Origin of the sequence: Chryseobacterium aquifrigidense (assembly GCF_006716485.1) — a bacterium.
GTDB classification, from domain to species: domain Bacteria; phylum Bacteroidota; class Bacteroidia; order Flavobacteriales; family Weeksellaceae; genus Chryseobacterium; species Chryseobacterium vietnamense.
In genome coordinates this window covers 2,386,641-2,410,667 of the sequence record NZ_VFPD01000001.1, presented here as the reverse complement: position 1 = coordinate 2,410,667, position 24,027 = coordinate 2,386,641, and the positions used below count along the sequence as shown (strand labels likewise).

General features: G+C 38.7%; 16 protein-coding genes. All 16 read right to left on the bottom strand.

From position 1 onward, the window contains the following. Positions 1 to 5: 5 nt before the first annotated feature. Complete coding sequence (locus FB551_RS10685; protein WP_142017368.1) at positions 6 to 1,262, bottom strand: restriction endonuclease subunit S; 1,257 nt, start codon at positions 1,260 to 1,262, stop codon at positions 6 to 8. Beyond that, on the bottom strand, positions 1,255 to 2,850 hold the full coding sequence (locus FB551_RS10680; RefSeq protein WP_142017366.1) for an HsdM family class I SAM-dependent methyltransferase: 1,596 nt from the start codon (positions 2,848 to 2,850) through the stop codon (positions 1,255 to 1,257). Before FB551_RS10680 ends, FB551_RS10685 begins: the two co-directional genes overlap by 8 nt. A 2-nt stretch (positions 2,851 to 2,852) precedes the next feature. Next, on the bottom strand, positions 2,853 to 5,924 hold the full coding sequence (locus FB551_RS10675) for a type I restriction endonuclease subunit R (RefSeq protein WP_142017364.1): 3,072 nt from the start codon (positions 5,922 to 5,924) through the stop codon (positions 2,853 to 2,855). A gap of 248 nt (positions 5,925 to 6,172) precedes the next feature. Further along, a complete protein-coding gene (locus FB551_RS10670; protein ID WP_142017362.1) occupies positions 6,173 to 8,929 on the bottom strand; it encodes a COG1470 family protein in 2,757 nt (918 codons plus the stop codon). Positions 8,930 to 8,970: 41 nt separating this feature from the next. Further along, positions 8,971 to 9,999: a hypothetical protein gene (locus FB551_RS10665; protein ID WP_142017360.1), complete on the bottom strand. Its 1,029-nt coding sequence runs from the start codon at positions 9,997 to 9,999 to the stop codon at positions 8,971 to 8,973. Beyond that, positions 9,992 to 10,795, bottom strand: a complete 804-nt coding sequence (locus tag FB551_RS10660) for a fimbrial biogenesis chaperone (RefSeq protein ID WP_142017358.1) — start codon at positions 10,793 to 10,795, stop codon at positions 9,992 to 9,994. Before FB551_RS10660 ends, FB551_RS10665 begins: the two co-directional genes overlap by 8 nt. 75 nt (positions 10,796 to 10,870) lie before the next feature. Beyond that, complete coding sequence (locus tag FB551_RS10655) at positions 10,871 to 11,395, bottom strand: hypothetical protein (RefSeq protein ID WP_142017356.1); 525 nt, start codon at positions 11,393 to 11,395, stop codon at positions 10,871 to 10,873. Positions 11,396 to 11,707: 312 nt separating this feature from the next. Next, positions 11,708 to 12,124, bottom strand: a complete 417-nt coding sequence (locus FB551_RS10650) for a hypothetical protein (protein ID WP_142017354.1) — start codon at positions 12,122 to 12,124, stop codon at positions 11,708 to 11,710. Between the two features lie 46 nt (positions 12,125 to 12,170). Beyond that, a complete protein-coding gene (locus tag FB551_RS10645) occupies positions 12,171 to 13,001 on the bottom strand; it encodes a helix-turn-helix domain-containing protein (protein ID WP_047433835.1) in 831 nt (276 codons plus the stop codon). A 207-nt stretch (positions 13,002 to 13,208) separates the two neighbouring features. Then, on the bottom strand, positions 13,209 to 13,757 hold the full coding sequence (locus FB551_RS10640) for a hypothetical protein (protein WP_047433833.1): 549 nt from the start codon (positions 13,755 to 13,757) through the stop codon (positions 13,209 to 13,211). Further along, positions 13,754 to 15,007 (bottom strand): phthiocerol/phthiodiolone dimycocerosyl transferase family protein, encoded by a 1,254-nt coding sequence (locus FB551_RS10635; RefSeq protein WP_047433831.1) that lies wholly within the window; start codon positions 15,005 to 15,007, stop codon positions 13,754 to 13,756. The genes FB551_RS10640 and FB551_RS10635 overlap by 4 nt, the downstream gene beginning before the upstream one ends. Then, complete coding sequence (locus FB551_RS10630; RefSeq protein ID WP_047433829.1) at positions 15,004 to 16,287, bottom strand: condensation domain-containing protein; 1,284 nt, start codon at positions 16,285 to 16,287, stop codon at positions 15,004 to 15,006. Before FB551_RS10630 ends, FB551_RS10635 begins: the two co-directional genes overlap by 4 nt. Positions 16,288 to 16,290: 3 nt before the next feature. Next, positions 16,291 to 18,693: a glycosyltransferase gene (locus FB551_RS10625; protein WP_142017352.1), complete on the bottom strand. Its 2,403-nt coding sequence runs from the start codon at positions 18,691 to 18,693 to the stop codon at positions 16,291 to 16,293. Further along, complete coding sequence (locus FB551_RS10620; RefSeq protein WP_142017350.1) at positions 18,686 to 19,468, bottom strand: alpha/beta fold hydrolase; 783 nt, start codon at positions 19,466 to 19,468, stop codon at positions 18,686 to 18,688. The genes FB551_RS10625 and FB551_RS10620 overlap by 8 nt, the downstream gene beginning before the upstream one ends. Then, positions 19,459 to 19,758 carry an acyl carrier protein gene (locus FB551_RS10615; RefSeq protein WP_002977699.1) on the bottom strand — a complete coding sequence of 100 codons (300 nt, stop codon included), beginning with the start codon at positions 19,756 to 19,758 and terminating at the stop codon, positions 19,459 to 19,461. Before FB551_RS10615 ends, FB551_RS10620 begins: the two co-directional genes overlap by 10 nt. After that, positions 19,746 to 24,011: a type I polyketide synthase gene (locus FB551_RS10610; RefSeq protein WP_142017348.1), complete on the bottom strand. Its 4,266-nt coding sequence runs from the start codon at positions 24,009 to 24,011 to the stop codon at positions 19,746 to 19,748. Before FB551_RS10610 ends, FB551_RS10615 begins: the two co-directional genes overlap by 13 nt. Positions 24,012 to 24,027 lie beyond the last annotated feature (16 nt).

The following is a 24,027-nucleotide window of genomic DNA, read 5'->3' as shown; positions in this document are numbered from 1 at the left end:
TTGTATTATTCTACTTTTACTTGTCCATTCATTAGCATAGGTAATAGCCAGTCTCGGAGAGAGGCCAGTTCTAGGTTTTGCTTTTCATTATTTGATATTTTTTCAAATAAGGGTTTTATGATAGAGGCAAAATCATTTTGTAAATTTTGTTTAGGTAGAAGTATTGGTAATTTTCCAAGATTTTCCCTGCTCAGTTCTGTTTGGCCAGTTGATCCTTCTCCTAATTTTTCAATTTCGACTTGTTTACTTACTAAAGAAAACCCTAAAAAGAGAGGATCAACAAGATTTATATTTGCTCTTACAATTGTTACATGTGAATCAACTGTTGTTTGAGGATTTTCTAATCGTTTAACAATAGCTACACGTCCTAATGTACCTACTCCTGTTGAATTTACAAGTACATCTCCAATTTTTATAATTTTTTTTACAGGTTTTAATTGTACATTATGCAGTCTGCATAAAGAAAAATCTATTGTATTATTTCTAATACATCTTTGATTGATAACAGGTATTCCGTTACTATCAGAATACTTTGGTGAAATTCCTCTAACCAATTCCGAATTAATTTCACTTAAAAAATTTATTTTCCAACCTTCAGGAATTTCTCTTTTTAAAACCTCATTATAAACCATTTTTCCGCCTGAAGATTTATAAGGCTTACTATTTTCATTTGGGAAATCAAACTGTAGAAACCAATAATCATACAGCGTTTTGGCCATTTGTTCTAACTCAGCATTAATGCTGTTGTTGAGTTCTATTTTATCATCTAGTACTGAAAGAATAGAAACCAATAAATCTTGTTGATTCCTATTGGGTAATATAATAGGGCAATCTGCAAAAGTTTGAGCATTAATATTTCCTCTAGTACTTCCAACTGATAAGTTTTTTACCCATTGTTTATACTCTTGAGTAGTTGTGAAATATTTTACATACTTAGGATTAACTTTTTTGCTATCCAACCCGTATTTTATAAGGAATCCGGCATATGCTAATATTCCATTTTTATTTTCGTGATAATAAGTCCTTCCGGTGGAATTTCCAGTTCTTGCAAAGACAATATCTCCTTCTTCTAATATATACTTTTCTATCTCCTGTGAGCTAACCGATTTTTTATCATTATTAAGTAGATTTCCATTGTCATCAATGTCACTAATTCTCAAATATCGAGTTTTATCAATCGTAAAATCTTCGGCTGATGCAGGGATTCCATACTTACCAATTTGATTAGGTTTACAAATTTCTCTGAGCTTAATTTTATTCATACTTTAGTCCTTTTAACTGTTTCTGAATTTGAATATCCAAACGGTTTCCTTCAATGAATAAGGCATTCAAACGCTCTTCAAAACCTTGCATCTTCTCATGGAATTCATCGGCTGTAATATCGGTATATTCTATTTTTACTTCAAAATATTGCCCAGCAGAAAAAGAATAATTCTTTTCTTTTATCTGTTCTTTGGTTACTATTACTGAAAGGTCATCTACGGCTTCTTTATTATTAAAAGTCTCTACAATACTTGCTTCTTCTTCACGGGTTAATACAGTACGCTGGTTTTTGCCTTCTTTTATGGTTTCACCAAGTTTGCTTGCATCCATTAATACAATGTGCTTGCTATCGGCTTTTTTGTCAATAAATAATACTGATACATTAGTACCTGTGCTTGCAAAAATATTGCTAGGCATACTTACTACCCCTCGTAGCCAGCCTTTATCTATTAAACGTTCACGTATTTTCTTTTCTATACCACTTTGTGCTGTAATAAAACCAGTAGGAACAACAATAGCTGCTTTTCCACTATCATTTAGACTGTACATAATGTGTTGGATAAACAACAAATAGATGGCCATAGATTCCTTTTTTGTTTTTGGAACATTCGGAATACCTGCAAAAAAACGTTCTTTAAAACTATCCTTTTCCAAATCACTTCTGAAATCCGAAAAGTCCAGTTTAAAAGGTGGATTTGATACAATATAGTCGAACTTTTGTTTTTCCAGATAATAAGGCTGGGAAATGGTATTGGTTTTAATGATATTAGGAATACTATGAGTAAGGTCATTCAAGATTAGATTTAGTCGTAGCATGGTACTGGACTTTTGTGAAATATCCTCAGAATAAATAGTACATTTATCTTCTCCAATTTTATGAGCCAGGGACATTAATAATGAACCCGATCCTACACTTGGATCATAGCATTTTGCTTGCTTAACAGGTTCTGGAACCAATATGTTTGCAATAATACGGGAAACAGCATTAGGTGTATAATATTCTGCATATTTCCCCCCGGAATCTGAATTATAATCCTTGATTAAATACTCAAAAATATCCTTAAAGAAATCATATTTTTCACTGAAATAGTCTTCAAAACTTTCTTCAAAGCTAAATTCAAATAGTTTGTTAATTAGTGCTTTACAGAAGTTGTCACGTTCTGACTTGTCTGAGATAAATTCACTTAAATCATCAAAAAGCGAATCCTTTGCTCCAGAGAAGGATTTAATTGAAAATACACCTGCATTATCATTACTGATACTTCTCAAAGTATCATCAAACGTTTTAGCAAAATCTCCATCATTTTGAATATTATGCAGATGTGATATTAATTGATCGTGTCTTAATCTTGGTACATTTTCATCTAGTAAATCCAATAGTAGATCGGAATCTACATCTTTTCTTGACTTCTGTCGCTCTTTTTTTACTTCGTAGTTAAATTTATCATTTAAAAATTTATACAAAAACATTTGTGATATAATCTTGAATTCGTTACCGTCATTTCCAAGACCAAAGTTAGCACAGACACTTTTTAGGTTGTCAATAAGTTGTTTGGTTTTTGTTGTATATGTTATATCCTGCGTCATTTTTATATTCTGTTGTTATACAGTTGTAAGTATTCTTTTCCAATAAGGTTACCAATATTTTGTCTGGCACCTGCATCTAAATCTAATTTTTCTTCTATCACAAAACTTTGAGCTACTAACCGAACCAAATAACGCTCGAATAGCTCTTCATTATTTAAATAATCCTCCTGTCCTTCAAGTCTGGTATCTACTTCATTTTTTACCTGCATTAGTGCCCTGTGAAGTTGTATTTCTTTAGCATTAAGCTTACCTTTTTCGGTCAGGCGTTTGTGGATGCGGACGTATTTTTTATCGTTGTTGTACTTGGCTTTCAATAATGCATTTTTACGGTTCAGCTCTTTGGCTTCATCATATATTTTACGAAGCAAAGGTAAGTTTTCTACCATTTCGACTTGCGTTGTTTCGGTGAGATTTTTTTTCTTGAAAATACGTTCCAGTTCTTCTCTTAAACTTACAAAAACTGGATCGTTCTGGTCAAAATTATTTTGTAGGGCTTCACGTGTTTTGCGAAGCTGATCTTTCAGTTCATCTGCCAGTTTTAGTTCTTCTTCTCCTACTTTAATAAATTGGAAAACAATATCCTCCAATGCAATATTCAAAAGATTTTGAGTTTCTTCAGCATTAGCAAGATTTTCAAGAAGATTGAGATTATCCAAACGATTTTGTGCTTCAATTAATAAGCGGTTTAGAATTTCAAAGTCTATGAGTTCTCCCAGTCCCTGTAAATCTTGCAATGCTATCAGGCTTTTTAATTCTTTTGCAGTGCGTAAGGCTTTTACCAACTGTAATAATTCTTTTTTATCAGTCAGCTGAGCTATTTGCTGTGAGAATATTTCCCTGTTTTCAGTATCATAATGGAAAAGAGTTTCTTTGATCTTGTCAATCTCCTCTCTGATTTCTTCTTCTGATTTGAACAAGTTAGAATACATTTCCATTTCATCACCAAGCTCGTCTTGCAATTCTTTAAAATATAGTTGATTGGTACGGTCAAAAGCTTTGGATATGTCAGCAAAATCTACTACATACCCATATTGATAGTTTTTGTACGGACGGTTTACTCTGGTCAATGTCTGCAACAAATTGTGATCCTGAATAACACGTGCCAAATAAAGCTTTTTTAATCGTTTGGCATCAAAACCTGTTAATAGCATATTGTATACAAAAAGAATATCTATCTTTCCTCCTTTGTAGGCTTTTATCAGTTCCTTACGAGTGGATTTATCATTTTCATCATGCAGAATTAATGCAGCGGTTAATTTGTCTTTTTTACGCTTACCATAAGGAGCAGATGCTTCCGCAACTAATGGTAGTTTATCTGCATCTGTTTCTTGTTCACCATACTGTTCTTCAAATAATTGGAACAACATTTTAGCCTGTTTAGAAGAATCGCAAACAACCATTCCTCCCAAAGATTCATCTTTCCAGCGATCTCTGAATTCTATGAGATCTTTAGTTATATAATTAAGTAATCCTTGTGCAAATGGTCTTTCGGCATATACATCCGATATTTTGATGTCTCCTTTCAGCAATTTGATCTGCTCCATTACTTCTTTCATCTCCATCTTAAAGCTTCCTTCAATTTCTTCACGAATCAAACGTAAGGTGTAGCCGTCTGCAATGGAACGGTTATAATAGTATTTGTGAATATAGTTCCCAAAGAGTAGTTTAGAATCATATTCTTTAGTGACTTCTCTTAACAATGGAGTTCCTGTTAATGCAATTATTACAGCATTTCTGTCAGAATTGATAAGGTTAGCAAGGTAGTTACCTTTTGGATTGTAACTTCTGTGAGCTTCATCCAAGAAGTAGACACGTTGTGTATTAATATCATAATCCGGCAGTTTAATAATGGTTGAATCTTCGCTAAATTTCTGAATATTGACTACTGTAATTTCTGCTTGTCCACTATCATTATGAATGGCACCTACAACCTGCAAATCTTGAATAAATTCTTGTCGAGAATTAACTTTTTTAACACTTAATTTTCTATTACTAAATTCTGTAGAAGCTTGATCAAGTAGATCAATTCTGTCTACAATAAAATAGAATTTTGGAATTATGTTTAGTTTCTGGTAATAATCAGTCAGATGTTTAACATTAAAAAATGCCAACGCTGTTTTTCCTGAACCTTGTGTATGCCAGATAATTCCTTTGTTTTTTCCTTCACTCAATTTTTGAGTAATCGCCATGGTTGCAAAAATCTGCGGATAACGCATAATGTGCTTTTGCAAACCATTTTCTTCTTCTACATAAGCAATGGCATAACGTAATATAAAAGCCAGACGTTCCCTGCTAAATAAAGAAGTAAGTATACGATGCGTAGGTGTATAAAGTTCTTTATTAACTTTAAACTCTGGACTATGTTTTATAACTAATAAATTGTTATCCTTTAGAATGGTATTCTCTTCAGATTCTGAAATTATTCCAAATTTTTGTTTAACCGGAAATTCTTCATCTTCACGGAAATAGTTGAAATGCAGATTAGAATAAGCAGATGTAGCATAAAAAGCTCCAAAAACAGGTTCTACAATACCATCTTCATACTCCATATTGTTGGAAAAGACCATCAATTGGGTAATATTGGCAAAACGTCGGAAATGCTTGTTTTTAAAGCGGGTATTTATACGGGTTCTTTCATCAAGTACACCTTGTTTGTTATGTGGTTTTTTTACTTCAACAAAAGCCAGTGGCATACCGTTTATTAAAATTGTGATATCTGGTCTGAATTCTTCGTCTCCATTTTTAGCTGTTAATTCAGCTGTTACATGAAAACTATTGTTGTTGAAATTCTTGAAGTCTATCAGTTTAATGCCAGAGTTTGCAGTAAGTCTTTTAAAAAACTTTCTTCCCAGATCTTCATAATCTAATTCTAAAGTAATTTCATCTAATACACGTAAGATATCTTCTTTGGATACATCCGGATTAATATGCAAGAGACTTTCAACAAAAATGTCTTCAAAAATATTAGTTTCATCTCTACGATTCTGTTCTGAAAATGGAATATACTTATAGCCCAACTTCATAAGATGAAGAAGGGCAGGAATTTTAACTCTGGAATTTTCGTTAAATGCCATTAGGAATTTTCTCTGTTATTGGTTTAGTTCGGCAAAGATAAGATTCCGAGCTCCTCAAACGAAGAAATAAGACAAGTAATTTCTATTTTTCTAGTGTTAAAATTTCAATTATTTTATTATCAGTATATAAAAAAAAATATAGTTTTTAGTAATGGTCTAAAGCAATTATATTTACTCTGTTACACATCCATCTTCTCAATCCCCCAATAAACTGATCCATGACAAATATTCGTAACTTGCAAGTGGTACTAACTCCCAAACCTCTTCACCCTAATCACCTTCTCCCTTACCTTAATCACAAACGGCTCAAGTTTTACAATTTTCCCGGCTTCCACTTTGAAAGTATCGGTAGAGCGTTCGCAATAGGTATTGGAAGGCAGAGAGTTTTTGTTCAGCTCAATTCTGTAATTTCCGGAAGGCAGGAAGGAGGCAAATTCCCCGTTATCATCGGTGATGATATGATGTACTAACTGTTCGTTGCGGTAAATATTGAAGAGAACACCTCCGACTTTAGGCGTGAAATCTACTGCGGTTTTGGAATCAAAATCATAGGTTATTTTTCCCTGGGTCGTTCCGTTTTGATGAAGGGGAATCTCAAAAGAGTAGTGGTGCTTGTCTACGGTAAATTCGGTTTCATCATAATACCAGCCTTGCTGGATCACCTGTTTCAGGGCATACTTTCCGTAAGGGATCGAACGGTAGCTGATAGAACCTGACGGGTCGGTTTTAAATGAAATATTGTTGAGCATAATGAGATAGCCTGCCGCTTCTTTGTCACCCTCATCATAGATATTGTTTTCGTTCAGGTCATAATAGACAAACGCTTTGATATCACCTTTTTTACCCGGATCAAGGGTGCTGTTTCTAAGATTGACGGTCACACCGGCTTCAACGGTCAACAGATTATTGGTGAAGCTTCCTGCAGTATAACTGAAGTAGGAAGAGTTCAGGTACAGAGCGTACTTTTCCCTGGAATACTTCAGGTTCATAAAACCGGAGGGCGATTTTCCGTAAAGAACATCATCCGTATAAGAAACCCCTGAGGTGATATTCAGCTGACGGTTGAAGAAATTTTTATTCACAAAAGCAGAAAGGGAAAGCTTTTCGTAGGGAGTGCGCTGGTTCATCATTTTTGAAAAAGCATATTCGGAAAGGAAATAACTTCCGTGCTGATAGATCCCGTTTACGGTAAGCCATTTGTAGCTGTAAGTTCCGGTTACTTTCATCTGAAACTGCTGTTTGTCGTTATCCGGATATTGAACCAGTCCTGTCTCTAAGCTTAAGATAGAGGAGTGTTGCTTATCAGGGCTCAGCCAGGTAAGGTATTCCGTAAAACGCTGGGCTTTCAGCTGTTTTGTGTTCTCGTAAGGTTGGGCATTGAAGAAAGTATTATAAGAATTGGAGTTTTCTTCCTGGTACTGATAGCCAAGCCCCATCCCGAAATTCCCTTTTTTAGGGAAATTGATTCCCGTATCCAGTCTTATGTTGCTTGAATTCAGGGTGTTGTTGTAAAAGTAGAACTTAGGTGAAAAATGGGAAGCCGTAATGTTGGCATACACATAATGGTCTTTGAAAATCATGGTAGAGAAATTCTGCTGGATCTGTAAAATTCCTCTTCGGTTTCCGGGATAATAATCTGTGCTGTAGAAATAATTTCCATTCAGATTGATCTTTTTGATCATTCCCGAATACTGTGATTCCAAAGCTAAAGAAGGTTTGGAAGGCTGGTTATTTTCGTAGAAACTCAGTCCGCCATACACCTTGGTATTCGTTTTCCAGTCTTTGCCGAAAGCATATTGAAGATCAGTTCCCGCTACATGATGTTTTGCTTTTTCATAAGGATCGTCCCTGAAAATATATGTTCCGGAGAGATTGCGGGAAGCATTTTGAGCCCCAAGAGTTCCTCGGGTATAAAATCCATAGCCATATTTCAAAAAAGAATTTCTTTCGATCAGGCTGTAGGTCTGGTCTACGAATCCGGCTTCAAATTTCTTGTCTTTGTCCGGAGAAGTGTAGGCATATTCCAGCCCTCTTCCGAACATGGAAAGTTCCAGTAGTTTATTGATATTTCCGATCGTGAATTCACTGTTTTCCCTGTGATAGGTCAGATAGGTATTGTTGACAACAGGATCGTTCTGATGCGTCATCGTATAGATATTCCCCCGGATGAAAATATATCCTGAAGGAAGATTGAAACCTCCCGAACCTACCAATTGATACATATCCAGGTTTTCCCCGGCATGTCTGTAACTTGCCGTGATGGTGTTTTTGGTAAAATTGGAAAATGCAGTGGATTCCATATCCTCATAGCGCTGCACCGAAGAAACGTTCTGTATGGAAACACTGGTATTGCCGAATATTTCTCTGTCCGGCTCTCTGAAGCCTGCAATATTAACGGAAATCTGAGAACTGCGTGATCTGATTCGGGAAGGCAGAAAACGGAACACAAAGACTGAATCTTTCTGCACGCCAATACTTCCTGTTTTCTCTATAAAAGCATTTCCCTGCTCAGCTTCAGGAATTTTAAAGACAACCGTTACATGCTGCTTTCTGTTCCCAAGATTGGAAACCCTTGCCCTTACTTCTACCGAATCGGTAGCCTTATTCACATAAATCAGAGGGGTTTCTGCCGTGATGCGCATGGCATTATTTTCAGTAACGGTGTAAGGTATTTCTTTTTCCGCCATTGTTTTATTCTGCTGGTCCGAAAGACGGAAACCCAGACGGGATTCTCCTGAAACGGCATTATTGCTGACCACAATCTTTACAGGAAGAAAAAGATGTTCCCCGGATTTTATTTCGACCTGAAGACTGTTTCCTGAAATATTTCTGAAACCTTGAGGAATGGTAATGTTTATTTTTCCTTTGAAATCATTGGTGCTTTGATTGTCAAGGACGATAATCAGATCCAGGATTCCTGTTTTATCTGTTCTGGATTCATTACGGATATCAAGGCTTATTCCGGAACTGCTTTGTGCCGGAATCCATATCTGAAACGAAATCAAAAAAATGAAAAAGATTTTTTTGAACAGGTCTTGAAGCATGGTTATTGGGGGATAATCTCGTATTGAAGGGTGGTGGAATATTCTTCCGATTTGGCATTAATCAGTCTTTCATCATTGGCTTTGGTGGAATATCTGATATCATAATACAGGCTGGAGTTTCCCGTCGAGCTTCCTGTTGCAATAAGCTGCGGAGAAGCACTCAATAGGATAGGGTAGACATTTCCATTGTTTCCTGAAACCGGGATGAGATTCATTTTTACGGTTCCTAAAGGAATGTAGTTTCCGGCCGGAGAGCTGAACTGCCCCTGAAGAGAACGTAATTTGATCTGGTAATTGGTATTGCTTTTTACAATCAGTCCATTGGAGTAGATGACACTTACTCCGTTGACATAATCCGACATACTTTTGAATTCCAGTGATCCGTTAACCGCTTTTGCTGAAAACTGAAGCGACATTTCTGGTACATCAGTCGGAGTTCCGCTGAGCGGTCCGATGTGAATCTGAAAATTATGATCCCCTCTGCCGATAATATTGTTGTACTGGTCATACGCGGTAAACTGTACCGGAACATTAAACCTGGTCCAGGAAGGGTAGCTACCCAGATAGGATCCTCCCATAACGGTCAGGCTGTATTTTACCTGCAGGTTATAGTAGCCGTTGGGCTGTGGCGGCTGATTGTAAAGCGCTGCATTGGACTGCGGAATTAAAAAGACTTCCTGGTTGGCCTGAAGAAAAGTATTCAGCGGCATTCCGATCTGAGGAATTGTGGGTACGGGTCCCGGATAAGCCTGTCCTGAAGTGGAAACCGGCTGAAATGAAATCTTGTTGGCAGGCATCGTATAATTTCCGTCAGTGGAAGTGATGGGCTGTTTCAGCCTCATGGATATTTTCCAGTAAGGAATATTAAATGCACCGTTACCAGCCAGAGTAAAGGTGTATGCATCCGGATTGGTATTTCCGCTGTAGGAATTAATCTGTAAGTAGCTGTTTATCCAGGAATTGTAATTGACCTGTGAGAAGCAGTTCGGAGAAACCAGCAGCAAGAAACAGAAGAATGTTTTACTATTCATAGCTGAAACTTAATTCTCCCAATTCCAGATTGTTGTTGTCTCCATAATCAATCATTACCGAAGCAGTGTACTTTCCTTTTTCAAGGCCTGCCGGTAATGGGATATCCATTTCCCTTTTGTTTCCGGGCATCGTATAAAAGATAACGGGATCCAGTGATACTTTTTTCCCGGTTTGGGTATTCACAAAGTCGGTGTATATTTTTCCGTCTCCCCATACGTCACCCTGATTTTCAAAGAAGAGGTTGATTGTACTGGTTGTTTTTCCGTATACCAGATTCTGGATTTCAAGTTTTTTGGTTTTTGCCGCAGGCAGCTTGTGGAATAATTTGATGCCTGAGCGTATGCTCACTTTGATGTTGGCACCTTTATGGTCCACATCATCTACCGGATTCATCTGACTAACATACAAAACGGCTGTATGGGCAGCCAGTTGGTCTGAAAGTGCGTTAGGAACTGTAATGGTTACCTCAATATCTTTTTTTTCTCCCGGAGCTAAAGTAAAGTAATTTTCTTCTTTTTTGACCGAAACCCAACTTGCGCATGAAGTGGGAAGAGTATTGGCAGGATACGTTACATTCTCACCTTTGCCGTCATACTCCCAGTCTCCAAGGCTTACGGCAAGATCCAGAGAATTCTTGGCACTTACATTCGTTACCGTTATTGTCTGGGTATTGCTGTTTCCGTTTCCCGACTCAAAATACAGCCTTGGCGGTGAAACCGAAACTCCTGTTTGTGCGTATCCATGAAGAGAGGATAGGAAAAGAAGACTGAAAAGGAGAAGAGAGAATCTGCTCATGACGGAAATTAGTTTTTAAGTGTTGATAAAGTGCTGTGGTAGGTACAACACTTTATCATTACAAAATGATATCTATTATTGAGAAATAATGGTATACGTAAGTTCAGTAGTATATACGGTAGGATCTTGTCCTGCGATATAATTATCCAGGTAAGTATTAGCTCCTGCACCTTTATATTCAATATTGATTTTTTTGTCTACACCTCCGGTAGAAGAAGTTACCAAAGTAGCTTCGTTAGCTGATAAATGTACATTCTGAGCATATTGGGCACCGTTTACAGCCTCAGAGCCTGCGCTTGCAATAATCTGGATCGTGTTAGCCTGGATGTTTTTACCTCCCTGCTGTAATACATCGTTACCACCTTTTACTTTTACCTGGAATCCTCCTGTGCTGTAAATGCTTAAGTGATCTGCGTTGAGAGAAGATACACCGTCAGCATAGTCATCTTTGGTTACATAGTCTAGGTTAACGATTTTTTGAGCGTTGTTAACAACAAGAGTCTGAATAGGTTTAAGTCTCACGTTAAGGGTTACATTCTGTTGTGCTTTTAATGTTGAGAATCCCAGGATAGCAAAAGAAGCTAAGATCAAATTTTTCATAAGGTTAAGGATGTTTTTTGTATTAATTGTTTTTAAAATTGCGGATGCAAAGGTAAATACAAAGAACAGCAGGACCTTTGTGAAAAGATACTTATTATTTGTGAATTTTTACGGAGAAATAAGAGCGCACCAATCAATACTCTTTATGAATAATTACATAAAAAGTAGTATTTAAATGCTGATAAAATCACCATAAAGTAAAAAAAATGTTTTATTAATCTTAAACATTAATTTTACTTAATTTATAGGGAATGAATAAATTGTGAGATTGTTATTTAGTGCATAGTATTTTTTTAAGCCTTGCTTAATTTTTTACTGAGAAATTAGAGTTAATATTAAAAAATTTTGCTCATCACTGGTGTCAGAGCTTAAATTTTTTATTGCATTTTCTAACTCATCGTTGATGATATATCTCTCCTGAACCACTCCTTTGTACTGGCTGATAAGAGGATATTCATCCGATCTTTCTCTGTTGCTTTCAGAATTACCGCTTGTACCCCGGTATTCATCATATTGTGCATTCAGTTGAAACCCGGACGGACTTGAGATCATTACAGACTGAACCTCCCGGAAGGAAGACTCATCCCCATCGTCCGAAAATCCTGTGCCAACAGCAAGCATCTGTACGGGATAAAGCCTGACGTTAAGCCTTAAACCGTCTGCTGCCTGTGCAAATGATTTTGTAAAAGCAAAATAAAGCAAAATGAATAAAATATACTTTGCAAGCATATAACCTATATTTTTCCCCAAAAGGTTACTTATGTAAATATACAAATTATTTCATTTCGGAGGGATTTTTTCCCGTATGTTTTTTTATAAAATTGGTGAAATTTCCTTCATTGCTGAAACCCAGATCATAAGATATTTCAGAGATCGTGGAATTGGAGAAGTTCAGTGCTTTCCGGCATTCTGTAATGAGCTTTTCGATAATAATATGCTTGGCTGTTTTGCCGAGTACATACTCTGTCATCTCCGTGAGTTTCCTCGAGGAGATATTAAGTTCTTCTGCATAGTAAGCCACTTTTTTTGCCTTTTTGTAATCTCTTTGCAGCAGAACTTTGAATCGGTTAACATAGTACATATAGTCAAATTTGATATCCTTTTTGATTTCTTCAGTGGGAATATGTAAAAGGGCGTCCAGCATCAGCCTTTCTATGGCATTATGGGCAGCAGCTATATATAAGCTTTCATCCTTTGCCCGGAAACTTTCCATCCGCTCGAGAAATACCACCCTCATCTGTTCTACATTGAGGAAGGGCGCTATAAATATGTCGGAATTATAATTATAAAAAAGCTGCGAATTGATAAAAAGACTGTCTTTGGTTGATCTCTCATAAAAGCTGGAGGAAAATGCAATTGAATACACATCTGATCTTTTGGTTTTGCCAAAAATTATTTTCTTTTGAGGTCCTACGAAGGCAATACTTCCTCCTTTTAAAGGATAGGGAACATTTTCTACCGTTAACTGGATATCTTCAAGAATAATATAAATACAAAAATATTCTAAGGTATTGAATTCTCTTTTGTTGTTATTTCTATTGATAAGGAAATCTAAACGATTGATACTGAATCCTACATTTTTTAACTGATCCGTGATTTTGTACATACATTGTTAGTCATTCTGTTCAAGAAAATTCTTGTAAATTATTATATAAATATAAAAAATTTACCAAATACTGAGTTTTAAAGGAAAAAATTAAGTTGAGATCTTCGTAAAAATACCCGGTGTCCTTATGATTATCCGGGCATAATTATCCTTTTTTTGACTCTTAATTGAATGATATACAGTGTTGTATCTGTTTTTGTTCAAAAATCATGGGTTGATGTCTGCAGGAACTGATGTTACTTTGCACATCCATCTCCTCAACCTCCAAACTGGTAAATACACAAAAACCACAGACAATATTCCTGCGAGGGTTCCCACTACCACGGCCATTGCCGTTGCATCCAGTTTATAATCTTTTGAAAAATTATATTGTCCTATAAAGAGCAGAGACAATACCAATAGTCCTGTAATCAAACCATGTAAAATACTTAACCTGGTCATGAGTTTTTTAATATTCAACTGTTCATCTACGGTAAATTCGATGGCTTCCTGGCTGGCGGCATCGGTTACTCTTTTGATGATATCAATGGTGAGAACTACCGGAAGGAAGATCGCCATAGGCAGAGTAAGACGGGCCAGGTTTTGTGTACCCGAAAAGAAATGGGTGTAGCCTAATTCCTTAAAACTGGCATAGGCAATAATAAAATTAAAAAACACATTCGGAAGGACGTAATAAATTGTACGCTTTATGAGAAAGCGTTTCAGGGTGGTTTTCTTTATTAGTTTGGGCTTCGGAGGCTTTAATTTAAATTTCATAGAGAGGTGGTCAATAGCTCGATGGCTTTATCTTTTATCCGATGAGCTTCCTCTTTGGGAAGAAAATTTTCATTGGACATGAAAGTGAAGTCCATCTGCTGGTTGTACGTACTGGTAACTAAGGTATTCGAGTTCAGCCATGGGAAAGCCACGGTAGGACTAATGACTGTTTCCAGACTGAAATTTTTATAATCATTCGGGATGTTTACCTTTCCCATATTGGATAAGGTTACATCATGCCCGCCTTCACTGGATTTCAGCATATTGATCATATGTCCCACAACAGGATGCATATGTTCACCCATCCACAGGAGTTCACGGGCTTCCATCTTGTTGATTTTCTCCGTAAGATCTTTTTTGATCTCTTTGGCATTGCTCATAACATCCTTACTGTTTTTTTTCACAGACAGTTCTACCGTTGGAGCAAAAGCAAATAAATGATCTTCTTTAATTTCCGGAATAAAATGACGCACATCTACAGGACTGATCACCTTACCTTTGGCACGGTCTCCCTGAATATCACGGAAGGCCTGCATTACCGAAGAGCACAGCAAGGCATGCACAGAAATTCCGTTGGCTTTACATTTTTCAGTGATCAGTTTGGTGTCCTCCGGAGTCATTTTCCAGTGAATGGCATAGTTTTTCCCCTGATTTCTCTTTTTACTTTTTCTTTGGATGAAAAAAAATATTCTGGCAAACAGCAGGTAAAGGCTGGCCTTACATTTTTGTATTCCGGTGTTAAAATCTGAAGGCAGGAAATCATCAACAGATTCAAAAGCAACATAAGGAATTAGCGGAGCATAAGGATTGTCCAGCAAACTTAAAAGTTCACGGAGTAAAGTCACTCCAGTAGTCCCATCGGATATACAGTGTGGCATGATCCAAAGGATTTCGGAAGTATCCTGTCCTTTTACCCAGACTACTTCTGCCAAAGGTTTTTTGGGAGTTTCAAAAAGTTTAAACCATCCTTTTTCAGATTCTTTGAACCAATCTTCGTCTGTGGTACGCTCTACAATACGAAGGGGGATAGGTTCAATATCTCTTTGTCCCATAAAAAAAGGATAGCGCCCTTTGTTATGATCAATATTAGTTCTCAGAATCGGATGTTTCTGCTGGATTCGTATTAAAGCGTTTTTAAAATTTTCTTCAGAAATCTCTCCTTTGATTCTTGCCGTATAAATACAGTTTAAGGGGGTTTCCGGATCTACATACATGATCCTTTCCACCATCATTAAAGGTCTTTTGATCATGATACTGCTGTCTGTTTAACTTGTGAATAAATTGTTCTCAGAACCTCATCACGGATAGCCGTTACTTCAGCATGGGGTAAATAGCCTTCACTTCCCATGATTGAAAAATCCATTCTTCCACGATAAGTAGAAACCACAAGGGTAGTGGTATTTCCCAGCGGACCAATGACCGATGGGCTGAAGATGGTCTCTACCGAAAACTCTTTGTACTCATGTGGAATCTGAAGAGGCCCCAGATTGGAAAACATACAGTCGTTGGATGACTTTCCGTTTTTTAACAGTCTGGTAAAACTTTTCAGCGCATCATGTCCGGACTCCATGACCATCATGGTGATGTACGGATCCAGTTTTGAAGACTTTTGTTGAACAGATTTCTGCATCGCACGGAGATTCTCTGTAAAGTTTAGTTTTTCATCCAGAGAAATCACAATCATCAGCCCGAAAGCGAAGATGTGATCTTCTTTAATCTGTTTGGCAAAACGTCTGATGTCTACCGGACAGGAAACTTTGTTGAAGGATTTTTTGCCTCTTACTTTTCTGAATGCGTGTAGCAGCGCCACACTCAAAAATGTATTGACGGTCACTTCATGAGATTTGCAATAAGCGATGACCTGCTGGCTTGTCTCTTCATCCAGTTTACCATGGATCAGATAGTCATTCTGTCTTTCAACAGGCTTTTTGTTTACCGGAAGCCATTTGATTGCTGTAGCCGCCAATCTTCCGATAAATTTAGCTTTCAGTTTTTGTCTGCGGCTGTTCAGAATATCAGATGGAACCACATCCTGGATTCCTAATATTGGCTTTTCTGTCCCGATATCGGCAGCCGGATTGTCCAGTACTGTCAGAAACTCTTTTAAAAAAGCCATTGCAGAACCACCATCGCAAAGACAATGGTGGAACGCAAACAGCATGTCAGAAACGTCTTCCCCCTTGATCCAGATAAAACGGATCAGAGGCAATTTTTCGTAATTAAAGGTGGTGTTCCATTCTCTCCTGGATTCTTCCTGCCACTGATCTTCATTTTGTCTGGTGATGATTCTTACAGGAATAGAAACAGGTTTTTCAGGAACAATAAACCACGGAATATTTTTTTCATCATGGCTGATTAATGCTCTCAGCCACGGGTGTTTATTTTGGATTCGGGCCAGAGCCTGCTGGATCTCTTTTAATGTAAAAGTACCTCTAAGTCTGAACGGAATGACCGCGTTAAAAGGTTCTGTTCCGTCCCCTAATAACATGCGCTCTCCAAATAGCAATCTTCTTTTTATAGGTTGATTCATAGGCTACACTGAAGCTAATATTGAATGTTCGTGTACAAAATTTTCTAATAATTCTACTGCTTTGTCATTTCCTCCAGCAAGCGTGAATGTATTGCGGACTTCCTGAGCGGCGATTCTGTATTTTGGATTTTCCAACAATTCAAAAACGGTTTCACGAAGCGCATCTACACGCAGTCTTTTGTACCGGATGCTGATTCCGCACTCTGCCTGCTCAATCAGTTTGGCAATATGGAAGTGGTCATAAGCGATAGGTGTGATCAACATAGGTAAACCATTACGGAAAGTATCATTTACGGTATTGAAACCACCATGGCAGATCACCATGTCCATCTGCTGCATTACTGCAGACTGGGGAACAAAGCTGTTCACAATAAAATTGTCCGGCCATTCTTCAAAAATTTCGGGTGGAGTAGCAGCAATCACTGTTACCGGCTGATCTTTAAATGCAGCGATGATTTTTTCGAAGAAAGCTTTTCTGATATCTACGAGCAGCGTTCCCAATGATACGAAAATCTTTGGAGTGGTAGAAGCATTCAGTTTATCCCAGTCAAATAGAGCATCGTTCGGACGGCCTTTCACCGGACCCACAAATTTCATATGAGGTGGAACAGTTTCAAAACCGGCGAAAGCCTGTGAGGTAAATACCATATTCAGTTTGTGAGAATGGATATAAATTCCTTCTTCATGAATGCCTACTTCTTTTTGCAGGTCTTTAATCAGGTTTTGCTGCCATTCCCAGATTTTGGGAGCACTTTTTTCCGTGTCTCCCATCACATCCGGCGGAACCGGAGTTGTCGTTACACAAGGAATATTATTTTTATGAGCGAAAAGAGCCCCTCCGAAAGTGATGCAGTCGTTTACGATCACATCCGGCATCCAGCTTTCTGTCAGTCTCGTTAATCCCGGCATCATCATTTTAGCGAAAGGAACATAGGTTTCTTCCAGTGCCAGCTTCATCACTTCAGGTCCGGAACAGGCCGGGCCGTCATCCTGTCTTTTTAAAATGCGGGCAATTTCCTCCTGATAGGGAACAAGGTCTTCTTCTGGATAGAAATAAGAGCCTCCTTCAGGAATATGTTTGCTGTCTAAAGGCGTAATCCCGAACCATTTTACTTCGTGTCCACGTGCAATCAAACTCGCTCCCACACTTAAAGTAGGGCTCACATGTCCGAAAAACGGGGGAACTACGAATAAAAACTTAGAGGGTTTTTCAGGCTTTGAAGCCTTTGATATAGCCTGTTCCAGCAGATTTGCTGCTGTAGCTGCACCTCCTGCATTCACAAAAGATTGTCCTACCTTCTGAGCCGCTTCACGATAGCCTGGATTATTTAAAATCTGGTGTACTGCTTCTCTCAGGTGATTGGCTTTAAATCGGTTGAAATTAAGACGTTCACCCGCTTCTGTACGCACCACACGTCCTGCAACATGCGACTGGTCATACGCAATCGGGATCACGACCAAAGGAATACCGTTGGATAAGGTTTCAGATACGGTATTGTGACCGCCATGGCATACCACACCGTCAAGATGAGGTAAAAGATCCAGTTGAGGAATCTGCTGATAGACCATAAAGTTTTCCGGCCACTGATCGAAAAGCTGTGGATCAGAAACGACTACAACGGTTAAATCTTCATCTTTAAAGGCATCAATAACCTTTTGGAAGAATACTTTTTTGTGATCATGATCGAAGGTCGTTCCAATGCTTACCAGAATCTTTTTGTTGGTGGCATTTTTCAATCTGTCCCAATCGAACTCACAAGAAATACGACGCTCTGTGAGAACTGGTCCTGTGAATTTATATTGAGGTGCCAGATCTTCCATGTCACCAAAGAAATAATTCGAGGTTAAAACAAGGGTCAAGAGATCTGAAGTCGCCAGAGAACGTTCTTCCTGGAAACCTAATTCTTTCTGTAGTGCTACAATCTGATTCACTTCCCATTCATGTACTTTAGGAAGCTCATTCATAATTTTAATGGCAGCCGGAGCGGTAACGGAAGTGGCATAAGGAATTCCAAGCGCTTTCGCAGCAACAGGGGCTGCAAATAACTGGTGGTCACCGATAATCAAATCAGGCTGATATGTTTTCAGTAAAGCAACAACTCCATTATAGCAATGTCTGTTCAGCGGGATAAGCACCTCTTCGTAAAGGAACTTCACGCTGTCGATTCCGTACACTACTTTCTTTGAAATAATATCGAGATATTGTTCACTTTCTTTTTTTTCTTCGTCGGTCTGATCGTACTGGATCAGTAATAATTTTCCTCCCTCGGGAAGTTTAGCCTCTAAAGTAGGGTCAAGGCTGATCCAGGCTACTTCATGTCCTCTTTCCAACAGAGTAGCACCGATGCTTAAGGTAGGGTTGACATGTCCTGTCAATGGTGGAACTATAAATGCAAATTTAGCCATGGTTTTGTGTTAAAATTTTAGATAAAAATTGAGCGATTGTTTCTGCTATCAGATTCGGTTCCTGAATAGGAATATTGTGATCGCCCGGGATTAATTCAAGTTCAGATCCGCTGATTTGATATTGCAACCATTCACCTGTTTGTCTGCAGTTGGAATCAGCGCCATAAAGCAATAGAGTGGGAGCTGTCAATTCATTGAAATGGGCTTCACCAAGGAAATGTTTTTCCTTAATCATATCTGCTTTAATGGTGGTTTGATTAAACAGAAATTCATACATACGGTGGTTCTTTTCCATCTGTCTTTTCCCCATCTGTACTTTGGTGGTATCTGTAAAGTTGGCTACATAATGCTCAAGAAATTCTTTGCTGTATTCATCAATGATGTTACGCGCTTTTTCATCCTGAGGATCCGGAGCTTCCATTACCACGAGCTGATTCACGCGGTCCGGGTATTCTAAAGCTGTTTTTAAAGCAATAAGACCTCCGAAACTATAGCCTACAAGGTGTACTTTTTCCAGTTGAAGATGATCTATTAAACCTATTAAATCGGATGACATGTTGTCAAGGTCGTACCCATCCAAAAAGCGTTCACTCATACCGTGGCTTTTCAGATCGTACATCACCACATGGAAATGCTTGGCCAGCACAGGGGCAATATTAAAATAATAAATGGACAGGTTGCTGAACATACCGTGGATGAGTACCACGGTTTGTTCGGCTCCTTTGTTGAGTTCCTGTATATGAACTTGTCTGTTATTGACAGTGATTATTGGCATTCGTAGATATAATTGATGATCATACTAAGGTCAAGATTTATCAGCTGGTCAAGATCCATAGAAGATAACCAACCTGTAAAGTCGATCTGATCGCCAAAATGGGCTTTGATCTTTTCAGAGAAAGAAACAATCTCGATGCTGTCCATTTCAAGATCTTTGGTGAATGAACTTTCAGGAGTAATGTCCATCTCTTCTACAAATTCAGCACCTATCACTTCAGTAATAAAACCTTTTAATAAAGTAAAAAGTTCTTCGTGGTTCATTTTTAATGTTGCGTTTACAGTGTCCATCCGATAATATAATTTTTATGTTTAATAGTTTTGATTTCAATGTTGTTGATCCAGAGATGATCATCTTTTATTTGTTCGACTTCGAAGGCTTTTGGATTCCCTTTCAGTCCTGTTCCTAAGAACTTTCCGTAAGCTTCCTTGGCTACCCAGAAGCGGGTGGTCCATTCTGCCTGATCTCTGTCTTTTAATAATGCTAATTCGTTGTTGGTAAATACCATGTCGTAGAATCCGGCGCTGCGTTCTTCCATCAGTTCCATATCGATTCCTACAGATTTTCCATACCTCGCAATTCCCACGGCTTCTTTCCCTTTATGAGCTAATGAAATATGAATGTTTTCTGTAAAATCACTGATGAGGTAAGGTTTCCCCACTTCATCGGAACGGATTTCAAACGTAATCGGGAAGCAGGCATGATTTTTTTCCTGACGGAGAAGATTTCTTACGGCATCTTTCACGGCCACACGGCTTACCATCCAGTTTTTCTTTTTGTTGGGTAATAACTGCTGGTGGTGCTGTTTTTCTGTCTGGTTAAAGTATCTTTTCAGGATGAAATCCCATGAAGCCACTCTGGTATACGCCTGATGAAAGAAGAATACTTCAGGAGCAATCTCTTCCGAAAGTCTGTTGTGAAGTGGTGACATGGAAACATTCCATAAAGCGGCATCAATTTCCAGTCTTCTGTTCTGCCAGCCCGTAATGGCACACCAAACTTTTCCGTCTCTTTTCAGGATGATATCTGCGATGGCAAATTCATCATTAAGCTCGGTCAGCATACAGGTGCATTCAAAAATACCTTCCTGGTTATGCATATCTCCGAAGAATTCAATATCTCTGATTTTTACAGGGAATGCAATACGGTCTTTTACCAAAGTAAGCTGCAGCCAAAGCCCGAATAACTGTCCGGCATTGTCAAGTAATGAACCCTTACCGCCGTTTCCTTTTATTTTTCCGATGATTCCTTTATCTCCAACGGCTGAAATTTCAGTAATTCCCTGGTATTTTTCTCCATGGAACATGTGCATGTCATAGATTTCTTCAGGTGTTCTTTCGATGGGTAAAAGAGTACCGATGGAAAGATTGAAAGCAGGTGTTGGAACAGGACCCGATTTTAAAACTACTTCTGCGTTGGCAAAGTTTTCAATGTCGAGATAAGCGTGATTCGGTGAACGCCATTCTCCTTTTACGGTTTTCTCAAAAGGTTTGGCCACGTTCATCCATTGGAATACACTTACATTCATGATTTTATGAACCCGTGTTCCCGGAATTTCTGCTTCTGCAATTTCTGCTAATTGCTCAAAAATCATTGTCATCGGAATTACCGGTTCCATATCTGCTACATGAGCCCAACCTTTTGGTTGTCTCAATAAGCTGTGATCAATCAGGTAAGGATGACTTTCCAGCGTTACATACAAATCTTTTGAGAAACTTGTACTTCCCGGTGCTTTTGGAGCAGCCTGTTGTACTACAGGAGCAGTCTGAGCAGGACGTGGAATTGTAATCTCCGGACGGTTCTGGAATAAAGTCAATACTTCTTCCTGCATCCGGATCATATCTGCAACGTTATCCTGGAATGCCTGTACCAGCGGGTGGCCGCTTTTAGTCGCAATAGCTGAAGCTGTTGTAGTATATTGTTTTGGCGAATCAAAGGATTGAGCCAACGCTTTCACTTCTTTAAAATTACGGATAATAGGTGAGCCTAATTCCAGTTTAATGCCTTTTCCTGATACTCTTTTCGAGTGATTCTGAATCTCCAGAAAGTCAAGAGCAATTGTTTTACCTTCTACGAATAGTGAAGCAACTACACGCTGTAACTGCGCCAATGCAGAACGGGTAGGAACGCTGGAAGCAATTGTACTGAATGCTTTTCCTTTTAAAGTATCATCAATAAATCCGATCAATCCTCCGGTACCCACCTGAATGAAGACTCTTGCGCCTTCTTCGTATAATTTATCTGTCAGTTCACGGAAACGAACGGGTTCTACCAAATGCTCGGCACTCAGTTTTCTGATCGCAGCCTGATCTGCAGGATAAGGTTCTAGTGTTGTGGCAGACCACAATGGGATTTTTGTCTGCTGAAACTGTGCTTTTTCCATTCCTGCAAGGATCACATCCAGTTTATCTGCAATAAAAGGAGAGTGAAAACCCGATTGGAACGGCAATACCTGATGGAAAATCTGCTTTGCTTTTAACAAAGGAACCAATTCATCCAAAGCAGCATTGCTTCCGCAAAGAATCACCTGATTTGGGCAGTTGTCATTGGATACATACAGGTTTGAAATTTCATCAATAAAAGGTTTTATGGCATCGATACCTGCTCCTATAGCAATGAATTTGGAATCTTTTAATTCAAATGTTTCCGGATTCAGTACATCAATTAAAGCTTTTACAGAATTGGCTTCTGCCAGCTCAGATGAATATCCTGCCAGCCATTCTCCTAAACTGTGTCCAGCATTCATATCGGGAATAATTCCCAGTTTTTTCAGTGAATTGTCAAGGATACTGCAGTTGTTGAAAATGTTTAAAGCATCGGTTAAAAGACCTTCGCCTTCCGTTTCTATCGGTGCCGTTAATCCAAAATAACGGCTAACGGTATCTACCTCACCTTTAGCCAGACCATCTAAGCCAGGAAATACAAAGGCAACTTTACCGCCATCTTTTAATAATGGAGTAGAAGTGTACCAGATATCCTGTTTGTTTTTCCAGATGATATTCTTGGAAACAATTTTAATCGCTTTTTCTATTCTTGCAGGCGTTGGATCGAAGATCGCTACTCTGAAATCTCCTTCTCCAATGGCTGTTTCATTATTTTGTAATGCTGAAAGCAGTTCTTCATGGGTAGGTCTTGCCAATATCAGCACCTGATCTTTTTTAGGCATATCATAGCCTTCCAGAACAACGTGCGCATTGATTCCTCCAAATCCGAAGGCATTTACAGCGGCTACTTTTGGCAGTCCTGTTTTTGACCAGTTTTTAGCTTCCTGTACCGGTTCAAACCTTGTGTTCTGCATCTCTGCAGTTGGATTCTCACAATATAATGTTGGAGGTAATGTGTCATGGTGTAATGCCAGACAGGTTTTAATTAACCCTGCGATTCCCGCTGCAGGCATAGCATGTCCGATATTGGATTTCACAGACCCGATACCCGCTGCAGTTGCAGCTTCTTCTTTGCCGAAGAACTGAGCTAAGGTCTGAAGTTCTGTTTTATCTCCAAGCGGTGTTCCTGTGCCGTGAGCTTCAAGGTAACCGACTTTATTTTTATCTAAATCAGCATTGATCCAGGCTTGTTCCAACGCTTTCAACTGACCTTTTACAGAAGGGCTCATCACACTGGTTCCGGTACCATCACTACTTACTCCTATACCTTTGATTACTGCATAAATTTTATCCTGATCACGAACAGCGTCTTCCAATCGTTTTAACACAACAAAGCCACAACCTTCACCAATCAATAATCCATCAGCATCTATACTGAAGGGTTTGATCTGCTGCTGGCGGGACATCGCACCCAGCTGGGCAAAAATACTCCAGAAAGCAGCATTTTGTCCTGTGTGTACTCCTCCTGCAATCATAATGTCAGAACGACCTCTCTGAAGTTCCTGTACAGCATGGTCTACAGCGATTAAAGCGGATGCACAAGCAGCATCTACTGTAAATGCAGCACCTCCCAGATTGAAACGGTTGGCAACAAGAGAGGCTACAAGATTAGGAATTAATCCCATAGCGGTATCTGCTGCAAAACGGCCTTTACGTTCCTGAAAAGCATGCTTTACCTTTTCAATATCGGATGAAGAAACGTGAGGCAGCAGTTCCTGCAGTAACGAGGAAATCTGTTCTCCGGTTCTTACAATTTCGATAGCGCGGGTAGCTCCCGGACCGGTATAGTTTCCTTTACCGATGATGATTCCCGTTTTTTCAAGAGAAGTTTTCTTCTGAAATATTCCTGCGTCTTCCAGTGCTTTCTGTACCAGGTCAAGGGTAAGTAAGTGGTCAGGTTCCGTTCCTTCAACAGCGAGTGGTAAAATACCGAATGCTGTAGGATCGAATGTATAATCAGGGATAAATCCTCCACGCTGACAGTAAAAACGGTCGACGGGACTTGTAGCATCACTGAAATGAACAGGATCTATCCGATCAGCCGGAGCCGGCTCGGTAGAATCGACTTTATTGACAATATTCTGCCAAAAAGTGTTGGCATCCTGTGCCCCGGGAAAGACACAGGATAGGCCAATTACAGCAACATCTGTTTTTTTCATATTGAGTTTATACAGT